Raw genomic sequence first — 17,654 nt, 5'->3', positions numbered from 1 at the left:
GAATGCATCTGCTGCCCCGCGAGCAGGAAAAGCTCATGATCGTGGTCGCCGCCGACCTCGCCCGCCGCCGCCAGTCCCGGGGGCTCCAGCTGAACTATCCGGAGGCCGTGGCAATCATCAGCTACGAGTTGCTCGAAGGTGCCCGGGACGGGCGGACGGTGGCTGAGCTGATGAGCTACGGAACCACCCTCCTGAGCCGCGACGACGTCATGGAAGGTGTCCCCGAGATGATCCATGACGTCCAGATCGAAGCGACCTTCCCTGACGGCACCAAGCTCGTCACCGTCCACGATCCCATCCGATAGGGGCAGCATGATTCCGGGAGAGTATGTCCTGCGGAGCGAACCCTTGACCGTCAATGCGGGACGCGAGGCGATCGCCGTCGTTGTTGTCAACACCGGCGACCGCCCCGTCCAGGTGGGCTCGCACTACCACTTCGCCGAGGCGAACCGTGCTCTGGAGTTTGACCGGATGGTGGCTCACGGCCGCCGGCTCGACATTCCCGCAGGCACGGCTGCCCGGTTCGAGCCCGGCGATAGCCGGACCGTAAGGCTGATCGCGCTCGGGGGCAGCCGCGAGGTTTTCGGGCTGAGCAACGCGGTCAACGGAAGCCTGGACCCGGCACAGCCAGCGGCAGGGGGAGCGCAATGAGTTTCGAACTTCCCCGCAAGCAGTATGCCGACCTTTACGGCCCGACGACGGGCGACGCCATCCGTCTGGCGGACACCGAACTGTTCCTCGAGATCGAAAAGGACCTCACCATCTACGGCGAGGAAGCGGTGTTCGGCGGCGGGAAGGTAATCCGCGACGGCATGGGCCAGAACGGCCAGGCAGTCCGGGATGAGGACATACCCGACACAGTAATCACCAACGCCGTCATCCTGGACTACACCGGCATCTACAAGGCGGACGTCGCGCTCAAGGACGGCCACATCTTCAAGATCGGCAAGGCCGGCAACCCGCAGATCACCGACGGCGTGGACATCGTGATCGGGGCCAGCACAGAGATCATCGCGGGGGAGCGCAAGATCCTCACCGCCGGCGGCGTAGACACCCACATCCACTTCATCTCCCCGGGCCAGGTACCGACTGCCCTCGCGAGCGGCGTGACCACCATGGTGGGCGGCGGCACGGGTCCGGCCGAAGGCACCAAGGCCACCACCGTCACCCCGGGCAAGTGGCACATCCAGCGGATGCTGCAGGCCGCCGAAGGGATGCCCATCAACATCGGACTGTTCGGCAAGGGGCACGCGTCCGCCGTCGAACCGCTGGCGGAGCAGATCCTGGCCGGCGCCATCGGGCTGAAAGTCCACGAGGACTGGGGTTCCACCACCTCCTGCATCGACAACTCGCTGAAGGTGGCCGACGAATACGACGTCCAGGTGGCCATCCACACCGACACGCTGAACGAGTGCGGCTTCGTGGAGGACACTATCAGAGCCATCGGCGGCCGCGTCATCCACACGTTCCACACAGAGGGAGCGGGAGGCGGGCACGCGCCGGACATCATCAAAATCGCCGGACTGCCGAACGTCCTGCCCGCCTCTACAAACCCGACGCTGCCGTACACGCGCAACACCATCGAAGAGCACCTGGACATGCTCATGGTGTGCCACCACCTCAACCCGGGCATTCCGGAGGACGTGGCGTTCGCGGACTCCCGCATCCGCGCAGAGACTATTGCCGCCGAGGACGTCCTGCAGGACCTCGGGGTCTTCGCTATCACCTCCTCCGATTCCCAAGCCATGGGCCGCGTGGGCGAGGTGATCACCCGCACCTGGCAGGTGGCGGACAAGATGAAGAAGCAGCGCGGTGTTTTGAAGGATCCTTCCGATGGAACGCACGGCGCTCTAAACGGCAACGGCGCGGAGAGCGACAACTTCCGGCTCAAGCGCTACGTGGCGAAGTACACCATCAACGCCGCCATCGCCCAGGGCATGGCCGGCTCCATCGGATCTGTGGAGGAGGGCAAGTTCGCAGACCTGGTGCTCTGGGATCCGGCCTTCTTCGGCGTGAAACCCGAGCTCGTGCTCAAGGGAGGCCAGATCGCCTACGCCCTGATGGGCGACGCGAACGCCTCCATTCCCACGCCGCAGCCGCGGACGATGCGCCCGATGTTCGCTGCCTACGGGAAAGCGGTGCAGCAGTCCTCCATCACGTTCCTGTCCCAGGCCGCCATCGACGCCGGGGTGCCGGAGGAGCTGGGCCTGCAGAAGGTAATCCGGCCCGTCTCCGGCATCCGGTCGCTGTCCAAGGCCGACCTCAAGTACAACGACGCCACCCCGGACATCCAGGTGGATCCGGAAACGTACGAGGTGATTGTGGACGGCGAGGACGTCACCTGCGAACCCTCGGACGTGCTGCCCATGGCCCAGCGCTACTTCCTCTTTTAGGAGCCCCGCGTGATCATCGAGAAAGTCCTCGGTAACCTGCACGACCAGCCTGCGGGGACGGCCCCGTACGCCGGGCTGCATAAGGAAAAAGTGGTCCTGCCCAGCGCCCAGCTGGTCAAGCGCATCCAGCGCGTCACCACAGACCACGGCAAGGACATCGGCATCCGGCTTTCAGCCGGCTCGGCGGACCTGCGCGATGGGGACATCCTGCACGTGGCCGAAGCCAGCATGATCGTAGTGTCCGTGCTGCCCAGCGACGTCCTCGTCATCGCGCCGCAGACCATCCACGAGATGGGTGTAGTGGCGCACTCCCTTGGCAACCGCCACCTGCAGGCGCAGTTCTTCGGCGGCTCGTCCGAATACGGTGCCGAGGTCATGGTGTGCCAGTACGATCACACGGTGGAGGACTATCTCAAACACGTCGGGGTGCCCTACGACCGCCAGGAACGTGTCATGCGCGTCCCGTTCCGCCATGCCGAACACAGCCACTGAATCCGGGGCACCCGCCGGTCGGGCAGGCGCCGCGGTTCCGACAGGGTCAACCAGCGGCAGTTATCAGCTCGCCCTGCAGCAGTTGACCGATTCTGCCCTTCCTACTGGGGCGTTCGCGCATTCGCTGGGGTTTGAGACCTACATCGAGCGCGGACTCATCCACGATGAGGAGTCCTTTCGGGTCTGGCTCAGCGCGTTTATCTCACAGCAGCTGACCTACTCCGATGGGTTGGCCATGCGGTTCCTCTACGAAGGAGTCCCCGTGGCCGAACTGGATGAGCTATTGAATGCCCAGCTCCTGCCGCGGCAGCTCCGCGAGGCCAGTGTCAAGATGGGCGGCCGGCTGCTGGAGATCGGCTCCGAGGTCTTTCCTTCTGCCGAGCTGGAGGAGTACCGGAGCCTGGTGACCGAGGGCCGTGCTGCCGGCCACCAGCCGCTGGCGTTCGCCGTCGTCGCGCGTTCACTGGGAGTGCCTCTGCCGGAAGCGCTCGCCGCGTACCTTTTCGCGACGGTCACCTCGCTGGCCCAGAACGCTGTCCGCGCCATTCCGCTGGGACAGAACGCCGGCCAGCGATTGCTGCGTAAAGCAGCCGACGACGTCGCTGCCGCCGTCGGGGAGATCAGTCACCTCACGCTGGACGACTTCGGGGCCGTCAGCCCCGGACTTGAAATTTCGCAGATGCGCCACGAGCGCCAACGAGCCCGCATGTTCATGAGCTAGTAGGAGAAGAGAATGTCTGAACCCATCAAGATCGGCATCGGCGGCCCTGTCGGTGCCGGCAAGACCCAGCTCGTTGAGCGGCTCACCCGGCATATGAGTGGTGACATCTCCATGGCCGCCATCACCAATGACATCTACACCATCGAGGACGCCAAGATCCTCGCAGCCAACGGCATTCTCCCCGAGGACAGGATCATCGGCGTTGAGACCGGCGGCTGCCCCCACACGGCCATCCGCGAAGACACCTCCATGAACACCGCAGCCATCGAAGAGCTGAAGAAGCGGCACCCGGACCTGCAGGTGATCTTCGTGGAGTCCGGCGGCGACAACCTTTCCGCCACCTTTAGCCCCGAACTCGTTGATTTCTCGATCTACATCATCGATGTTGCCCAGGGCGAGAAGATCCCGCGCAAGGCCGGACAGGGCATGATCAAGTCCGACCTCTTCATCATCAACAAGACCGACCTCGCACCCCACGTGGGTGCCGACCTCGCCGTAATGGAGCGCGACTCCCGCGAGTTCCGCGGGAGCAAGCCTTTCTGCTTCACCAACCTCAAGACCGACGAGGGCCTCGACGCGGTCATCGAATGGATCCGCCGCGACGTCCTGATGCTCGATCTGGCGCAATGAGCACGGCGTCAGCCCCATCACCGGCGCCGATGGGGGAACTCGGCCTGCGCATCGAAACCCGTGCGGGCAGGTCCTTTGCCACGCAACAGTTTCACCAGGGCGCGCTGCGGGTCCTTCGGCCGAATTACCTGGACGACTCGGGGCAGGTTTGCTATGTCATGGTCAACCCGGGCGGGGCGTATCTCGGGGCTGACCTGTACGTCATCGACGTGGACGTGCAGGACGGGGCTCAGCTTCTCCTGACAACACAGTCGGCCACCAAGATTTACCGGACTCCGGGATCGTTCGCGCAGCAGCGGATGACGCTGCGGCTGGGGGAGGGCGCGCAGCTGGAGCTGGCTCCGGACCAACTCATCGCCTACCGGGAGGCCAGCTACCGGCAGAACACGCACGTCACGGTGCACCCGTCGTCGAGCCTCATCATGGCCGAGGTGGTCACGCCGGGATGGTCACCGGACGGCGCGTCGTTCCGGTACGAGGAGCTCCGGCTCCGCAACGAGATTCGGGTGGAAGCGGATGCTGGGGAAGAACGCCACGGCAATACTGAGTTGCTGGCCCTCGACAACGTGCTGCTCCGCCCACCCCTCAACGACGTCACCGGACTGGGCTTCATGGAGGGCTTCAGCCACCTGGGATCGCTCATCGTGGTTGACCAGCGAGCAGACCAGACGCTCGCTGACGAACTCCACCAGGTCACGGCTGGATACGACGCCTACACAGGAGTCTCCCTGACCGCGGCCAAGGCAGGAACAAGGGCGCTGGTGCTCCGCGCCCTGTCCAACAGCACCGAAGAGCTGAACCGTCTGTTGCGTGCAGGCACGACATTGCTGAGGCATTGTTGGTACGGTCAGGAACCGCTGAACCTGAGGAAGTACTGATGACAGCCCTGAACCAGATGGCTGCGATTTCGGCACTCTACCGCCGGCGTGGGCAGTTGCCGCTGCGGACGCGCCTACTGGTCACCTTGGGTGCGGTGGCAGCGTTGCATGCGGCCGCCGTCGTGCTCCTGTTCTCAGGTCCCGCAGGAGGTGGCCAGCCGCTGGTCCTCGGCCTTGTCCTGACTGCCTATCTGGCAGGCGTGAAGCACAGCTACGACTGGGACCACATTGCCGCGATTGACAACTCCACCCGAAAGTTCGTGGCCGAGCACAAGGACCCGGTAAGCGTGGGGTTCGCTTTCAGCCTTGGCCACAGCTCGGTGGTGGTGCTGGCCGGTGTCCTGCTCGTTGCGGGAGCTTCCCTGGTGGGCAGCCTCATGACCGAGGGCACGGCCGGAAATACGGCGCTGGGCCTGATCGGCAGCGGCGTCTCGGGGCTCTTTCTGCTGGCGATGGGTGTCTTCAACGGTTCGGCCTTCCTCCAGGCGGCCAAGGCCTACCGGAGCGCCGGTGCCGATCAGGGCGTGAGTGCCGTGGACCTGGGGACGAAGGGCTTCGTGGCACGGCTCCTGGCCCGGCCGCTGTCGCGCGTGCAGCGGCCGGGGCACATCTATGTCATCGGATTCCTGTTCGGCCTCGGTTTTGACACCGCCACCACCATCGGGCTGCTGGTCATGACGACGGCGGCATCGCTCGCCGGGGTTTCCCCGCTCGCCCTGCTGGCGCTTCCGCTGTCCTTCGCATCGGCGATGACACTGTGCGACACAGTCAACGGGATGGCCATGATGCACATGTACCGATCGGCGCTACGTCATCCCCTCCGGAAGCTGGGTTTCAACGCAGTCATCACCGGACTTTCTGCGGTGTCAGCGCTGTTCATTTCCGTCATCACCCTGGGCGGCTTCTGCGCCGCCGCCTTTGGGCTGCGGGATCCGCTGACCAGCTGGCTCGGTGCCATTGACCTGGGCGACGGTGGACTGGTGCTGGTAGGAGTGCTGCTGGCCGTTTGGGCGCTGAATGCCGTGCGCAGGCGGTTATCGGCCTAAGCCGGCTCCTCAACGCGAGCAGGCTGGCCGCTCAAACCGGTCACCGGCCTGCGCAGGGACCCGGCCACACCCGTCAGGCGACGACGGCGGCAGGCGCCGGTACATCCTCCGTCAGATCCGCGAGCAGTTCGTCGGCCGTTGGTGGGTTGGCTCCGGGCCGGCGGACCGTTATGGCCGCGGCCTTTGAGGCAGTCCGGCCGAGGGATTCCAGTACCGCGGGCGCGAGGCCATCTGCTCCGCGGGCGAGCAGCCCGTAGATCAGGGCGGCCATGTAGGAGTCGCCGGCTCCGATGGTGTCGGCCACCACGGAGGTAATGGAAGGAATGTGCAGCCTGGTGGCGGGTGTTGCCAGCAGGGAGCCTTCGGATCCGCGGGTGACGACGGCGAGTCCTGCGCCGAGTTCGAGAACCCGCGCCGCGGCGTCCTCCAGGGCCAGCCCGGGGTAGAGCCAGCGGGCATCTTCGTCGCTGAGCTTGACCACGTCGGTCAGCGGGACCAGGTCCTCGAAAATCGAGCGCGCTTCGACGTGGCTGCCAAGGAGCGCGGGCCGGATGTTGGGGTCGTAGGTGATCATGCATTCGCGGTGTGACTGCTCCAGGAGCGCCTTGACCGCGGCAGCGCCGGGCGCCAGGAAGGTGGCGATGGATCCGGTGTGGAGCACCTTGGGAAGGAATGCGGGAGCGACCGGCTGGAGCTCCCAGCTGATGTCGAAGTCGTAGCGTGCGGACCCGTCGGCGGCGAGGGTGGCAGTGGCGGAGGCCGTGCGGCCCTGTGACTTGGAACCGGGAAGAAGTTCGACGCCGGCGCCCGCCAGGTGCGCGGAAATCGCTGCCCCGCGGTCGTCGTCGCCGATTGACGTGAGGAGTGCTGTGCGGACGCCGAGGCGGCCCAGTCCGTAGGCGACGTTTGCGGGAGAGCCGCCCGGGTGCTCGGCGGTGCCGGCGGGGGAGGTCACGACGTCGACAAGTGCTTCGCCGATCACGATGACGTCCGGGCTTGCCGCGGGAGTGCTGGGGTGTGTCCTGAGCATGGGGGGCCTTTCATGGAGCCGTCCGCGGGCCTGATGGAGGCCCGCGGACGGTGTGTTGGAAAACCGGTGTGTTGGAAAACCGGTGTGTGGAAAACCGGGAGTGCTGGAGAACCCGGCGTTATCGGCGGCCTGGGGTCAGGCCGTAGCGGCACCGGTCATAATCGCGACGGCGTCCGTCATGGTGTGGGATTGCGGGGTGATGGTGGCGGCGCATTTGCCGAGCCGCTGGATGTGGATCCGGTCGGCGACGTCGAACACGTGGGGCATGTTGTGGCTGATAAGGATCACCGGCAGGCCCCTGTCCCGCAGGTCCCGGACGAGCTGGAGGACCTGGTTCGATTCCCTGACGCCGAGGGCGGCCGTGGGTTCGTCGAGGACCACCACCTTGGAGCCGAACGCTGCGGCGCGGGCCACAGCTACGGCCTGGCGCTGGCCGCCGGACAGGTTCTCCACCGGCACCGTGACGTCCTGCAGCGTGGAAATCCCGAGCCGCGTCAGCTCCTCCTTGGCCTTGCGCCGCATGCCCTTGGTGTCGAGGACGCGGAAGATCTTTCCCAGCGGGCCGGGCACGCGCTCTTCCCGGCCCAGGAAGAGGTTGGAGGCGACGTCGAGGGCAGGGGAGACCGCCAGGTTCTGGTAGACGGTTTCGATGCCGTGGGCGCGGGCGTCCTGGGGGCGCTTGAAGTGGACCGTCCGGCCGGAGACCTTCAGCTCCCCGGAGTCGGGGATTTCGGCTCCGGTGAGGCACTTGATGAGCGTGGATTTGCCTGCGCCGTTGTCGCCGATGACCGCCAGGACTTCGCCGGGGTAGAGGTCGAGGCTGACACCGTCCAGACCCACGACGCGGCCGAAGGTCTTCACGAGGTTCCGGGCCTGCAGGATCGGCTGGCGGACCTCGGTGCCGGCCGGCTGGAGTTCGGTGGCGGTCATGACTTCACCTTTCGGATCCACTGGTCGATGGACACAGCGAGGATGATGAGGACGCCCACGGCCAGGGTCTGGTAGAGCACGTCCAGGCCGGCCAGGGACAGGCCGTTGCGGAACACGCCGACGATCAGCGCGCCCAGGAGGGACCCCCAGACGGAGCCGCGGCCGCCGAAGAGGCTGGTTCCGCCGATCACGACGGCGGTGATGGAGTCCAGGTTCAGGTCCACGCCGGCGTTGGGGCTGGCTGCGTTCGTGCGGCCGATCTGGATCCACGCGCCGATGGCGAGTACGGCCCCGGCGGCGAGGTAGACGCTCATCAGGACCCGGTTCACCGGGATGCCGGCCAGGCGTGCGGCTTCCTTGTCATCGCCGACCGCGTAGACGTGCCGGCCCCAGGCGGTTTTGCCCAGGATGAAGGCGACCGCCACGTAGAGCAGGAGCATCATGACCACGCCGGTGGAGATGCGGACGGGGCCCACCGGGAAGGTGCTGCCGGTCCAGGTGAGCAGGTCCGGCATGCTGGAGCCGCGGACTGTGGAGCCGCCCGAGTAGAGCAGGGTCAGGGCGATGAAGATGTTCAGCGTTCCGAGCGTGACGATGAACGGGGGGAGCCGGAACCTGGTGACCAGGAAGCCGTTGACTGCCCCGGCTGCGAGCCCGACGGCGAGGCCGAGGAGGAGCGCCAGAGGTGCGGGTGCCCCGCTGCCGGTGGCCAGCTGCGCGACCACCATGGAGGCCAGGATCATTACGGCGCCCACCGAGAGGTCGATGCCGGCGGTCAGGATGATGAGGGTCTGGGCGATGGCGAGCGTTCCCACCACCGAGACCTGCTGGGTGATCAGGGACAGGTTCTCCACCCGGAGGAACCGGTCATTGAGGAGCCCGAAGACCACCACTGCGACGAGCAGGACGATGGCGGGGCTGAGGGCAGGGTAACGGTGGAGGACGTTGCGGATACGGCTGAGCGGGGTCTGGCGGTCGAGGAACTCCTCGGCCAGGTCGGCCTGCCCTGTGGGCGGGCCTGCGGTTTGTTGCTGGGTCACGGTGGCTCCTGTCATGGTCCGGTTACTTGCCCCAGCAGATCTTGGAGGCTTCTGAGGTGGTGATGCTCTTGACGCCGTCGGCAGGGGTGTCCGTGACCAGCTCGACCCCGGTGTTGAAGAAGTCCAGGCCCTCGGAGTTGGCCGGCTTCTCGCCGGTCTTGGCGAGGTCCACGATCGCCTTCACTCCCAGCTCTGCCATCTTGACCGGGTACTGCTGGGCTGTGGCGCCGATGACACCGGACTTCACGTTGTCCACGCCGGTGCAGCCGCCGTCGACGGAGACGACGAGCACGTCCTTTTCCTTCCCGGCCGACTTCAGTGCTTCAAACGCGCCGGCAGCGGCGGGCTCGTTGATGGTGTAGACCACGTTGACGTTCGGGTTCTTGGCGAGCAGGGTCTCCATCGCCGTGCGGCCGCCGTCTTCGGCGCCCTGCGTTGCCTGGCTGCCGACGATCTCGTACTCGCCGCCCTTGCCTCCGGTGTACTTGCCCGTCTTGGCCTCGTCACCGTTCTTCTTCGCATCGGCGGTGTCGATGCCGAGGCCGGTGAGGAAGCCCTGGTCGCGGTTGTAGTCGACCGAGACCACCTTGTCATCGAACAGGTCCAGCAGCGCGATGGTGGCCTTCTTGCCGTTCAGCTGCGCTGCCGTCCACTTGCCGATCAGCTCGCCGGCCGCGAAGTTGTCCGTGGCGAAGGTGATGTCTGCGGCCTCTGCCGGGTCCGGCGGGGTGTCCAGGGCGATGACGAACAGCCCGGCGTCCTTGGCCTTCTTGAGGGCGTCCACGACGGAGGGCCCGTTGGGCGTAATCAGGATGCCCTTGTCTCCCTTGGAGATGGCGTTTTCGATTGCCTGGATCTGGGTCTCCTCATCGCCGTCGGCCTTTCCGGCTGCGAGCTTGAGGTCCACGCCGCCGGTTTCGGCGGCCTTCTTCGCGCCGTCCTGCATGGACACGAAGAACGGGTTCGAGGTGGTCTTCACGATCAGGGAGACGCCGACCTTCTCGGAAGAGGATGCATCGCCGGTGGAGGATGTGGCCGTGGAACTTCCCCCGCAGGCAGTGAGGCTCAGCGTGCCGAGGGTCAGGACAGCACCGATGGTGAGCAGTCGGTTGGTGACCGTGCGCGGGGCTTTGGAACTCAACATTGAATCTCCTGGTTTCGTGGCACTTCCTGTGCCTGACAACGATGTCAGGCATCATGTAATCAGCGTCACAGGATAGAGTCAAGATAAATTCGATGATGAAGGATCAAGCAATGACAACGATGTCTAATCGTTATCCGGCCGAGGGTGCCAAGAACCGGCCCACCATGCGCCATGTGGCGGCACTCGCCGGCGTGGGCATCAAGACAGTTTCCCGGGTGATGAACGATGAGCCGGGCGTCTCCGAAGCTACCCGGAAGCGGGTTCTCGGCGCGTCCCAGCAGCTCAACTACCAGCTGGACATGGCCGCGGGCAGCCTCCGCCGCGCCGGCCGGCAGACGCTCTCCATCGGGCTCTTACTGCCGAGCGTGGCGAACCCCTTCAGCTCGGAAATCCACCGGGCCCTCGAAGACACACTGACGGCCCGCGGCATGGCCGTTTTCGCCGCCAGCCTCGACGACGACCCCGAACGCGAGAAGGCCCTGGTTGCAGCATTCCTGGGAAGGCGCGTTGACGGCCTCGTCCTGACGCCCATCGCCAAGAGCCAGTCCTACGTCATCCCCGAGCATTCCCGCGACCTCCCCATGGTTTTTATCGACCGCGAACCGGTGGGAATCGAGGCGGACGCCGTGGTGACGGACAACGCCGTCGGGGCAGCCAAGGCCGCCGCGCATCTGATCGCGCACGGCCACAGAAAGCTTGCCTATTTGGGTGACCGGAGGGACATCCAGACCGCCCGCGAACGGAAGCGCGGCTTTGTGGAGGAGCTCGGGCGCGCCGGCATCCCAACCTCGGCGGTCCCTGTCCTTGAGGGCCTCCACGATGAAGAATCTGCGCGGCAGGCAGCCCTGGAACTGCTCCGGTCCGAGGACCCGCCCTCGGCCATCTTCTCAAGCCAGAACCTTGTCACCTTCGGTGTTATGCGTGCCCTGAAGGAGTTGGGTGCCAGCAGGGACGTGGCACTCGTGGGATTCGACGACTTCACCCTCGCCGACATGATGGACCCCGGCATCACCGTCATCGCCCAGCATCCCGAACGGATCGGCAAGCTCGCCGCCGAGCGGCTCCTGGCCAGGATCGATGGCGACACCCAGGCCCCTCAGACTTACGTTGTTCCGTCGGAGCTCATAGAACGCGGATCAGGAGAACTTGAACCACGCTGATCCTGGAATCTCCAGGCGCATTGCAAACCTCAGGAAGGGAAAACCATGACCAAAACGTTGTATGCAGAATTCACCGTGAAGCCCGGCAGCGAGGACCGGGTGGCGGCCATGATGCGCGAACTGACGGAGCACGTGCGGCGTGAGCCGGGAAACCAGCTGTTCCTGCCCTATACGCGGGAGCACAACCCGCGCGAGTACTTTGTCTTCGAGGTGTACGAGGACGATGCCGCCTTCCAGGAGCACATCAGCGCGGACTACGGCGCCCGTTTCAACGGCGAGCTGGCGGAGCATATCGAGGAGGACGGCTCGGTGCTGACCTGGCTGCAGCCGGTCAGCTGAGACTTCCCCGGATAGAGATAAGGGCTGGTGCCCGCACATTGGTGCGGGCACCAGCCCTTTTTTCGGGAAGGAGCTCTGGCCTTAGCGGCGGCCCCTCTTGGTTGTCGTTGTTTCCGCGCCGAACATCGACTCGGCCATGGGCTTGATGGTTACGGATTTCAGCTGCGCCGTGCCGCCTTCGGCGAAGAGGGCAACCTGGTTGGCTCCCTGTTCGGGAAAGACCTGGTCCGTGATGGTGCGCAGGCCGTTCTGGGCAAAGACCTCCACGGAGGACCGATCGACGTAGATTCGCAGGGTCACGTTGCCGGAGGCGTCGGGGGTCACCGGAGCCGAGTCCACCGAGGCGAACAGCGGGTGGAAGGAGGTGTTTCCGGAATTCCTCCGGTCCACGTACACCTTCCCTGCTGCTTTGTCGTAGCCGATGACGGTCGAGGAGTTGCCGTTTCCGAGGACCGTAATGCCGCTCTTCGCCGCGGTGCCCGGAGCGAGAGTCACGTCTATTCTCTGGACATCGCCCCAGGCGGCAGACGGCAGCACGTGCGTGCCCGGCGTAATGCTCCGCGCACGCTTCTCCGCGTAGCTGATCCTCGTGGCAAGCTTGTCCGCCTGCGGCACGGCCTTCTGGACCAGGCGCGGGCCGGCCGCCGTCTGGGTCAGGCCCACCTGGCGGGGCAGGGACATGGCGCTGCGCCACGGCGAGGTGGGGATGGCGTTGGCGTAATCCCAGTTGTTCATCCAGCCCAGCATGACGCGCTGATCCTGAGGCATGTTGCCGAAGGAGACGGACGCGTAGTAATCCCTGCCGTAATCCAGCCAGTCGTACGTCTCGAGCCGCGGCGTTGCGGGGTGTGAGGATGCAATGAATTCGTCGGCAAGAATATGGCCCCAGCCGAACCGGTTGTTGTCCACCACGCGGATGCTGGCCTGCCGGCCCTTGAACTCAGAGACGTTCCAAGACGCCCAGTCCAGGACCTCGCTGTTGGCGCCCGTGGCGGTGCGCACCACCTTCCCGTCGACCACGAGGTTGACCGTCGTCTCGTCCGACCGCGGCACGGCGGCCTGGTCGGTCAGCATGACATGGTCAAGGGTCAGGTGTCCCCATCCTCCGGTGGCCTGGTCCACGATCCGCAGCCGGGCCTGTTGCCCGGCGAACTCGGATACATCCCAGCCCTTCCAGTTGAGGGCACCTGCGTCGTCGCCGGCAGCGGTTCTGACGACGGTGCCGTTCACGAGCAACTGGACCTCCAGCAGCTGGCCCGAGGCCGCATCCCGGTGCCCGCCGCCCACAAGCATGCTCATGAAGTTCCGGGACAGGGTGAACGACGGCGAGGTCATGGTTCCCTGCCTGTCGTCACCGGGAGCCGCACCGGTGTCGAACGTGTTGATGCGCTTGGTGCCGATGTAGAAGTCACCTCCTGACGTGGCCGGCTGGTAATTCGGTGCCAGGTCGCCGGTTCCGGTCCAGCCGGCCTCGGCCATGGTGCTGCCGTCCGGAACTTCGAAACCGCTGAACAGCAGGTCGCCGGGAGGGGGCGTGTTGTCCAGCTTGTCCGAGACCCGCGGGTGCTGTCCGCCGCCGACGAGGAAGTTCAGGTAGTCATTCGTCACCGTGAACGCGGGCGAATCCATGGATCCCAGCGGCCAGTCGCCGTCGTTGAAGGAATTGATCAGGCCCGCGCTCGCAAACCCGGCAACCGCGTTCTGCCCCGGCAGGGTTCCTGCGGCCGGAGCGTCTCCGAACGGGCCGTTCACGCGGTTGCCGGGCTCATTGCTGACGGTCCAGCCACCGTACGTGCCGTCGTTGAACCCGGCGAGCGGGGTCCCGGCGGGCAGCCCGTCGCTTGCCTTGGTGGTTTCGGACGTGAACGTGGTGCCGTCGAAGTCGCCCACGAAGTACTGGCCGGCCGATCCTCCGGCCACGCCGCCGGGGTTGATGTTGACCACCATGACCCATTTGACGTTGCCCGGGTCGCCGTCGACGGCCAGGGGGAAGAGGTCCGGGCACTCCCACAGCCCGCCGGTAGCGTTCGCCGGGCCGAATTCGCTGAGCAGTGACCAGTCCTTGAGGTTGGCGGACTTGTAGAGCAGCACCTTGTGTTCGGTTGCCTCGACGGCAGCCATCACCCAGTACCCTCCTCCGTTCGGGGAGTCGTACCAGAAAACCTTGGGGTCGCGGAAGTTCGCCGAATTGCGGTTCAGGACGGGATTGGCGCTGTATTTGGTCCACGTTTGGCCCTCGTCCAGGGAGTAGGCCAGTGACTGCGCCTGAAGCCCTTTGTAGGGGGAGGCGTCCTTGTACGCGCTGGTAAAGATGGCAATCATCGGCGGGTTTTCCGCGGTGCCGAAGCCGGACGTGTTCTCCTTGTCCACCACAACGCTGCCCGAGAAGATGTCCTGCTGGTCGTCGGTGGGAATCGCGAGCGGCTGCTCCTTCCAGTGCATCAGGTCAGTGGAGGTGGCATGGCCCCACGACATGTTGCCCCACGTGTTGCCCGATGGATTGTGCTGGTAGTACAAGTGGTAAACGCCGTTGTAATAGACCATCCCGTTGGGATCGTTCATCCAGTTTTGCTTCGGCGTGAAGTGGACTGCCGGCCGGTATTGCTCGTCCCCGAGACCGGGTGCTGTCACGGCGGGCATTAAGGCCGACGCCGGACCACCTCCTGCCAGGGCCGGGCCCGCACCTGCCAGTGCGGCCGTGAGGCTGAGACCCGCCAGGGTCAGCGCGGAACATGCCTGTATTTTCCGTACGTTATTGCTGTGCATTTCGCAGAGGTCGCCCTTCATTGCGCGTGCCTTGAGGCCAAGACAACGTTGTCAGTGCAACGAACGCTAAGTTAAGTCCACGGGACAAGTCAACGGATTTTCTGGATCATTCAAATCCTGCGAAATCAAGCATTTTTATGGGCGTCGCATAGCTCCAAGTGCCACTGTGCACCAACGAGGAGGGCGGATCGCCGGGGGTCAGAAAATGGTGACACCGATGTCGGAACCGGGACTGCAGAAGCAGCGCGGCCATTCGCTGTGTGCCCGGGCTCCAAGGCTCCGTTGGTAGTGTAGGACGTATGAAATCTCGTCGTGCTGCCTTGGTCCTGGTTCCCGCGCTGCTTTTGGTGGCTGGCTGCAGCCAGGCCGAGGAAGCGGTGCAGAACGCTGCGAGTTCCGCCGCTTCGGGTGTAGCCAATGCGGCGGCGGAGCAGGTGAAGGGCCAAATCTGCGCGTTGCTGGAGGACGGCTTCGTCAGCGCTTCGGACAAGGCCGTGCTCACCGGGCTTGTGGCCGGCGCGGAAACCGCAGGTGTTCCCACCGAGATCACAATCCCGTTGAAGGAGATCGCCGAAGCCGGCGACGCTGTGCCCACCGAATCCGTGAAGCAGCTGCAGGAGGCATGCACGCAGGCCTGATGTCCGGCTGGCGTCCACGGGGCACTGCCCTGCAATAATCGGAACCAACAGTTGCCCGGGAGCTGGAAAGCGGCCGGAGCGCTGAATGTATTGGCCGATTACAGCAGATGAGGGCGGACATCCATGAAGGCTTCCAGCCAGCAGTATGAGCCAGCTTCCGGAGCGGCGGCACCGCTTTCCGAAGCTCCAGTAACTTCCGGCGCTCCCGTGAACCGCGAGCTGCTGCATTGGCTCGCAGACGCACACGGCGTGGGAACCACCTACCAGGGCTGGGACGGGCTGCCGCATGAGGTTGCCCCCGGCACCCTGATCCGGGTCCTGGCGGCGCTGGGGGTGCAGGCGGACACCAACGATCTGATTGAGAAAGCCCTCGCTGACGCGGAACTGGCGCCCTGGCGGCGGGTGCTGCCTCCCGCCGTCGTGATGCAGGAAGGGGAACCGGCGGAGGTGCCGGTTCACGTCCGGGCCGGTTCCGCCGTTCGCGTGACCGTCGTGACGGAGGACGGGCGGAAGCTTGACGCCGTGCAGCAGGAGCACCTGACGGAGCCTCGTGACGTGGATGGCATCACTGTGGCCCGCTCCACGTTCCAGCTTCCGGGGAGCACCGGGCTGGGGTGGCACACCCTGCGGGCGGAATCGGAGGGCCAGGTTTCCGAGGCCACACTCGTGGTGGTGCCCTCCCGGCTCACCACAGCGGCACAGCTCGAAGAGCGCCGGGGATGGGGTCTGGCCACCCAGCTGTATTCCGTCCGGTCCGAGCGCTCCTGGGGCGTCGGCGACTTTGCAGACTTGGCCGACCTCACGGCTCTTGCAGGTTCCCGCGGTGCCGACTACGTGCTCGTGAACCCCCTGCACGCCGCCGACCCAGTGCCGCCCGTGGAGCCTTCGCCGTATTCACCCTCCACCCGGCGTTTCTTCAACCCCTTGTATCTGCGGATCGAGGCGGTCCCCGAGCTGGCGTACCTGAAGCCGAAGAAACAGATCGCCATTCATGACCTCATGAAACAGGCGCGGAAGCTGAACGAGGACGGCTCTCGGATCGACCGGGACTCCTCCTACGCCGCGAAACTAGCGGCGCTGGAGCTGCTGTACGGGGTACAGCGCTCGCCGTCCCGGCAGCGCGCCTATGAGGACTTTTGCCGGACCGCTGGCCGGGGACTGGATGACTTCGCTCTGTGGTGCGCTATCCGTGAGGATATCGACGCCGATGATCCCTTCTGGACGGACCCTGCCGCCGCGCCGGGATCCCCGCTGGTGGAGAAGCTGCGCGTGGAGCTTGAACACCGGATCAGCTTCCACCGCTGGCTGCAGTGGCTGTGCGACGAACAGTTGGAATCCGCGCAGGCTGCTGCCACGCGCGCCGGGATGCGCCTTGGAGTGGTGCACGACCTTGCCGTCGGCGTGGATCTGCAAAGCTCCGATGCGTGGACACTGCAGGGTGTTCTCGCGCCGGGTGTCAGCGTCGGCGCGCCGCCGGACATGTACAACCAGTTGGGACAGGACTGGCACCAGCCGCCGTGGCACCCGACCCGTCTGGCGGAGGCCGGGTACCGTCCTTTCAGGGAAATGCTGGCTACGATCCTGCGGCATTCGGGCGGGATCCGGGTGGACCACATACTGGGCTTTTTCCGGCTCTGGTGGATACCGGCCGGCAATACGCCCGGGAACGGGGCATATGTCCGTTTCGACCATGACGCCATGATCGGGATCCTGGCGCTGGAGGCCCAGCGCGCCGGTGCCGTGGTGATCGGCGAGGATCTGGGCACTTTCGAACCGTGGGTGCGTGATTACCTAGCCGCCCGCGGCGTCCTCGGCACCTCCATCCTGTGGTTTGAGAACGACGGCGACGTCCCCCTGCCGCCTGAAAAGTACCGTGTGCAGGCGCTCTCGAGCGTGAACACCCACGACCTTCCTCCGACGGCGGGCTATCTGGCGGGCGACCACGTGACGCTGCGCAGCGGGCTGGGCCTGCTGCAGCGGCCGGCCGAGGAAGAGCGCCTCGAACACAACGCCAAGCTCGACAAGATGATGCATCTGCTGCAGCAGCGGGGACTGCTTCCGGCCGGCGATACCGGCAGCGAAGAGGAACGGATCGAGGCGCTGCACCGCTTGCTGGCGCAGTCACCGTCCGTCCTGCTGGGCGTGGCCCTGGTTGACGCCATAGGGGAGCGCAGGGTGCAGAACCAGCCGGGAACAACCTCCGCGCAGTACCCCAACTGGCAGGTGCCCCTGGCGGATTCGGACGGCGACCCGGTGCTGCTCGACAGCCTCGGCAGCAACGAGAGGTTCAACTCACTCCTTGCTGCAGTGGAGGAGTCGATCCGGGGCCAATAGAAGCCGGAGACAATAGGCCCGGCTGGATTGTCAGGCCGGTTAACGCAGTGCGCACCCGGGGTAACCCCGGGTGCGCACTGTGCTTTTCCTTACCCTCTGGCGTCAGTCAGCCG

17 protein-coding genes are annotated in these 17,654 nt (G+C 65.5%); 12 read left to right on the top strand and 5 right to left on the bottom strand.

The features are described 5' to 3' along the window. Positions 1-2: 2 nt before the first annotated feature. The 8 genes from ACIP9X_RS01875 to ACIP9X_RS01840 are packed head-to-tail and all read left to right on the top strand — an operon-like array spanning position 3 to position 6,160. Complete coding sequence (locus ACIP9X_RS01875) at positions 3-305, top strand: urease subunit gamma (RefSeq protein ID WP_400478016.1); 303 nt, start codon at positions 3-5, stop codon at positions 303-305. A gap of 7 nt (positions 306-312) precedes the next feature. Next, positions 313-651, top strand: a complete 339-nt coding sequence (locus tag ACIP9X_RS01870) for an urease subunit beta (protein ID WP_400478015.1) — start codon at positions 313-315, stop codon at positions 649-651. Continuing rightward, positions 648-2,393 carry an urease subunit alpha gene (ureC, locus tag ACIP9X_RS01865; protein ID WP_400478014.1) on the top strand — a complete coding sequence of 582 codons (1,746 nt, stop codon included), beginning with the start codon at positions 648-650 and terminating at the stop codon, positions 2,391-2,393. The genes ACIP9X_RS01870 and ureC overlap by 4 nt, the downstream gene beginning before the upstream one ends. 9 nt (positions 2,394-2,402) lie before the next feature. Further along, positions 2,403-2,885: an urease accessory protein UreE gene (ureE, locus tag ACIP9X_RS01860; protein ID WP_400478013.1), complete on the top strand. Its 483-nt coding sequence runs from the start codon at positions 2,403-2,405 to the stop codon at positions 2,883-2,885. Further along, the gene (locus tag ACIP9X_RS01855; RefSeq protein ID WP_400478012.1) at positions 2,866-3,606 is read left to right on the top strand and encodes an urease accessory protein UreF; all 741 of its coding nucleotides are present in this window, start codon (positions 2,866-2,868) and stop codon (positions 3,604-3,606) included. The genes ureE and ACIP9X_RS01855 overlap by 20 nt, the downstream gene beginning before the upstream one ends. 12 nt (positions 3,607-3,618) lie before the next feature. After that, positions 3,619-4,236: an urease accessory protein UreG gene (ureG, locus tag ACIP9X_RS01850; RefSeq protein ID WP_400478011.1), complete on the top strand. Its 618-nt coding sequence runs from the start codon at positions 3,619-3,621 to the stop codon at positions 4,234-4,236. Then, positions 4,233-5,114, top strand: coding sequence for an urease accessory protein UreD (locus ACIP9X_RS01845; protein ID WP_400478010.1), 882 nt, complete (start codon positions 4,233-4,235; stop codon positions 5,112-5,114). Before ureG ends, ACIP9X_RS01845 begins: the two co-directional genes overlap by 4 nt. Next, positions 5,114-6,160 carry a HoxN/HupN/NixA family nickel/cobalt transporter gene (locus ACIP9X_RS01840; RefSeq protein ID WP_400478009.1) on the top strand — a complete coding sequence of 349 codons (1,047 nt, stop codon included), beginning with the start codon at positions 5,114-5,116 and terminating at the stop codon, positions 6,158-6,160. The genes ACIP9X_RS01845 and ACIP9X_RS01840 overlap by 1 nt, the downstream gene beginning before the upstream one ends. Positions 6,161-6,233: 73 nt before the next feature. Here the strand turns inward: ACIP9X_RS01840 and ACIP9X_RS01835 are convergent, their stop codons facing one another. The 4 genes from ACIP9X_RS01835 to ACIP9X_RS01820 all read right to left on the bottom strand — a co-directional run bounded on the left by ACIP9X_RS01835 (position 6,234) and on the right by ACIP9X_RS01820 (position 10,304). Further along, positions 6,234-7,190, bottom strand: coding sequence for a carbohydrate kinase (locus tag ACIP9X_RS01835; protein WP_400478008.1), 957 nt, complete (start codon positions 7,188-7,190; stop codon positions 6,234-6,236). Positions 7,191-7,325: 135 nt separating this feature from the next. After that, a complete protein-coding gene (locus tag ACIP9X_RS01830; RefSeq protein ID WP_400478007.1) occupies positions 7,326-8,120 on the bottom strand; it encodes an ATP-binding cassette domain-containing protein in 795 nt (264 codons plus the stop codon). Beyond that, positions 8,117-9,160: an ABC transporter permease gene (locus tag ACIP9X_RS01825; protein WP_400478006.1), complete on the bottom strand. Its 1,044-nt coding sequence runs from the start codon at positions 9,158-9,160 to the stop codon at positions 8,117-8,119. The genes ACIP9X_RS01830 and ACIP9X_RS01825 overlap by 4 nt, the downstream gene beginning before the upstream one ends. A 22-nt stretch (positions 9,161-9,182) precedes the next feature. Next, positions 9,183-10,304 (bottom strand): substrate-binding domain-containing protein, encoded by a 1,122-nt coding sequence (locus ACIP9X_RS01820; RefSeq protein ID WP_400478005.1) that lies wholly within the window; start codon positions 10,302-10,304, stop codon positions 9,183-9,185. 164 nt (positions 10,305-10,468) lie between these two features. On the opposite strand from ACIP9X_RS01820, the gene ACIP9X_RS01815 reads away from it, so the two are divergent. Both ACIP9X_RS01815 and ACIP9X_RS01810 read left to right on the top strand, forming a co-directional pair. Then, positions 10,469-11,464 carry a LacI family DNA-binding transcriptional regulator gene (locus tag ACIP9X_RS01815; RefSeq protein ID WP_400478521.1) on the top strand — a complete coding sequence of 332 codons (996 nt, stop codon included), beginning with the start codon at positions 10,469-10,471 and terminating at the stop codon, positions 11,462-11,464. A 45-nt stretch (positions 11,465-11,509) separates the two neighbouring features. Beyond that, positions 11,510-11,803 carry a putative quinol monooxygenase gene (locus ACIP9X_RS01810; protein WP_400478004.1) on the top strand — a complete coding sequence of 98 codons (294 nt, stop codon included), beginning with the start codon at positions 11,510-11,512 and terminating at the stop codon, positions 11,801-11,803. A gap of 81 nt (positions 11,804-11,884) precedes the next feature. Here ACIP9X_RS01810 and ACIP9X_RS01805 read toward each other — a convergent pair whose 3' ends face one another. After that, complete coding sequence (locus ACIP9X_RS01805) at positions 11,885-14,590, bottom strand: GH32 C-terminal domain-containing protein (RefSeq protein ID WP_400478003.1); 2,706 nt, start codon at positions 14,588-14,590, stop codon at positions 11,885-11,887. A gap of 278 nt (positions 14,591-14,868) precedes the next feature. On the opposite strand from ACIP9X_RS01805, the gene ACIP9X_RS01800 reads away from it, so the two are divergent. Both ACIP9X_RS01800 and malQ read left to right on the top strand, forming a co-directional pair. Then, positions 14,869-15,207 (top strand): hypothetical protein, encoded by a 339-nt coding sequence (locus ACIP9X_RS01800; protein ID WP_400478002.1) that lies wholly within the window; start codon positions 14,869-14,871, stop codon positions 15,205-15,207. A gap of 123 nt (positions 15,208-15,330) precedes the next feature. Further along, on the top strand, positions 15,331-17,541 hold the full coding sequence (gene malQ, locus ACIP9X_RS01795; protein WP_400478001.1) for a 4-alpha-glucanotransferase: 2,211 nt from the start codon (positions 15,331-15,333) through the stop codon (positions 17,539-17,541). Positions 17,542-17,654: the final 113 nt, after the last annotated feature.

The sequence above is a fragment of the Arthrobacter sp. NPDC093125 genome, from assembly GCF_044754225.1.
GTDB lineage: Bacteria > Actinomycetota > Actinomycetes > Actinomycetales > Micrococcaceae > Arthrobacter.
The sequence above is the reverse complement of the archived record's forward strand: the minus strand, read 5'-3'. Positions and strand labels throughout refer to the sequence as shown.

Coding starts and splice junctions, on each gene's coding strand:
- ACIP9X_RS01845 (WP_400478010.1), top strand. CDS start 4,233: ATGAGCACGGCGTCAGCCCCATCACCGGCGCCGATGGGGGAACTCGGC.
- ACIP9X_RS01815 (WP_400478521.1), top strand. CDS start 10,469: ATGCGCCATGTGGCGGCACTCGCCGGCGTGGGCATCAAGACAGTTTCC.
- ACIP9X_RS01835 (WP_400478008.1), bottom strand. CDS start 7,190: ATGCTCAGGACACACCCCAGCACTCCCGCGGCAAGCCCGGACGTCATC.
- ACIP9X_RS01800 (WP_400478002.1), top strand. CDS start 14,869: ATGAAATCTCGTCGTGCTGCCTTGGTCCTGGTTCCCGCGCTGCTTTTG.
- malQ (WP_400478001.1), top strand. CDS start 15,331: ATGAAGGCTTCCAGCCAGCAGTATGAGCCAGCTTCCGGAGCGGCGGCA.
- ureG (WP_400478011.1), top strand. CDS start 3,619: ATGTCTGAACCCATCAAGATCGGCATCGGCGGCCCTGTCGGTGCCGGC.
- ureC (WP_400478014.1), top strand. CDS start 648: ATGAGTTTCGAACTTCCCCGCAAGCAGTATGCCGACCTTTACGGCCCG.
- ACIP9X_RS01820 (WP_400478005.1), bottom strand. CDS start 10,304: ATGTTGAGTTCCAAAGCCCCGCGCACGGTCACCAACCGACTGCTCACC.
- ACIP9X_RS01870 (WP_400478015.1), top strand. CDS start 313: ATGATTCCGGGAGAGTATGTCCTGCGGAGCGAACCCTTGACCGTCAAT.
- ACIP9X_RS01830 (WP_400478007.1), bottom strand. CDS start 8,120: ATGACCGCCACCGAACTCCAGCCGGCCGGCACCGAGGTCCGCCAGCCG.
- ACIP9X_RS01840 (WP_400478009.1), top strand. CDS start 5,114: ATGACAGCCCTGAACCAGATGGCTGCGATTTCGGCACTCTACCGCCGG.
- ACIP9X_RS01805 (WP_400478003.1), bottom strand. CDS start 14,590: ATGAAGGGCGACCTCTGCGAAATGCACAGCAATAACGTACGGAAAATA.
- ACIP9X_RS01875 (WP_400478016.1), top strand. CDS start 3: ATGCATCTGCTGCCCCGCGAGCAGGAAAAGCTCATGATCGTGGTCGCC.
- ACIP9X_RS01855 (WP_400478012.1), top strand. CDS start 2,866: ATGCCGAACACAGCCACTGAATCCGGGGCACCCGCCGGTCGGGCAGGC.
- ACIP9X_RS01810 (WP_400478004.1), top strand. CDS start 11,510: ATGACCAAAACGTTGTATGCAGAATTCACCGTGAAGCCCGGCAGCGAG.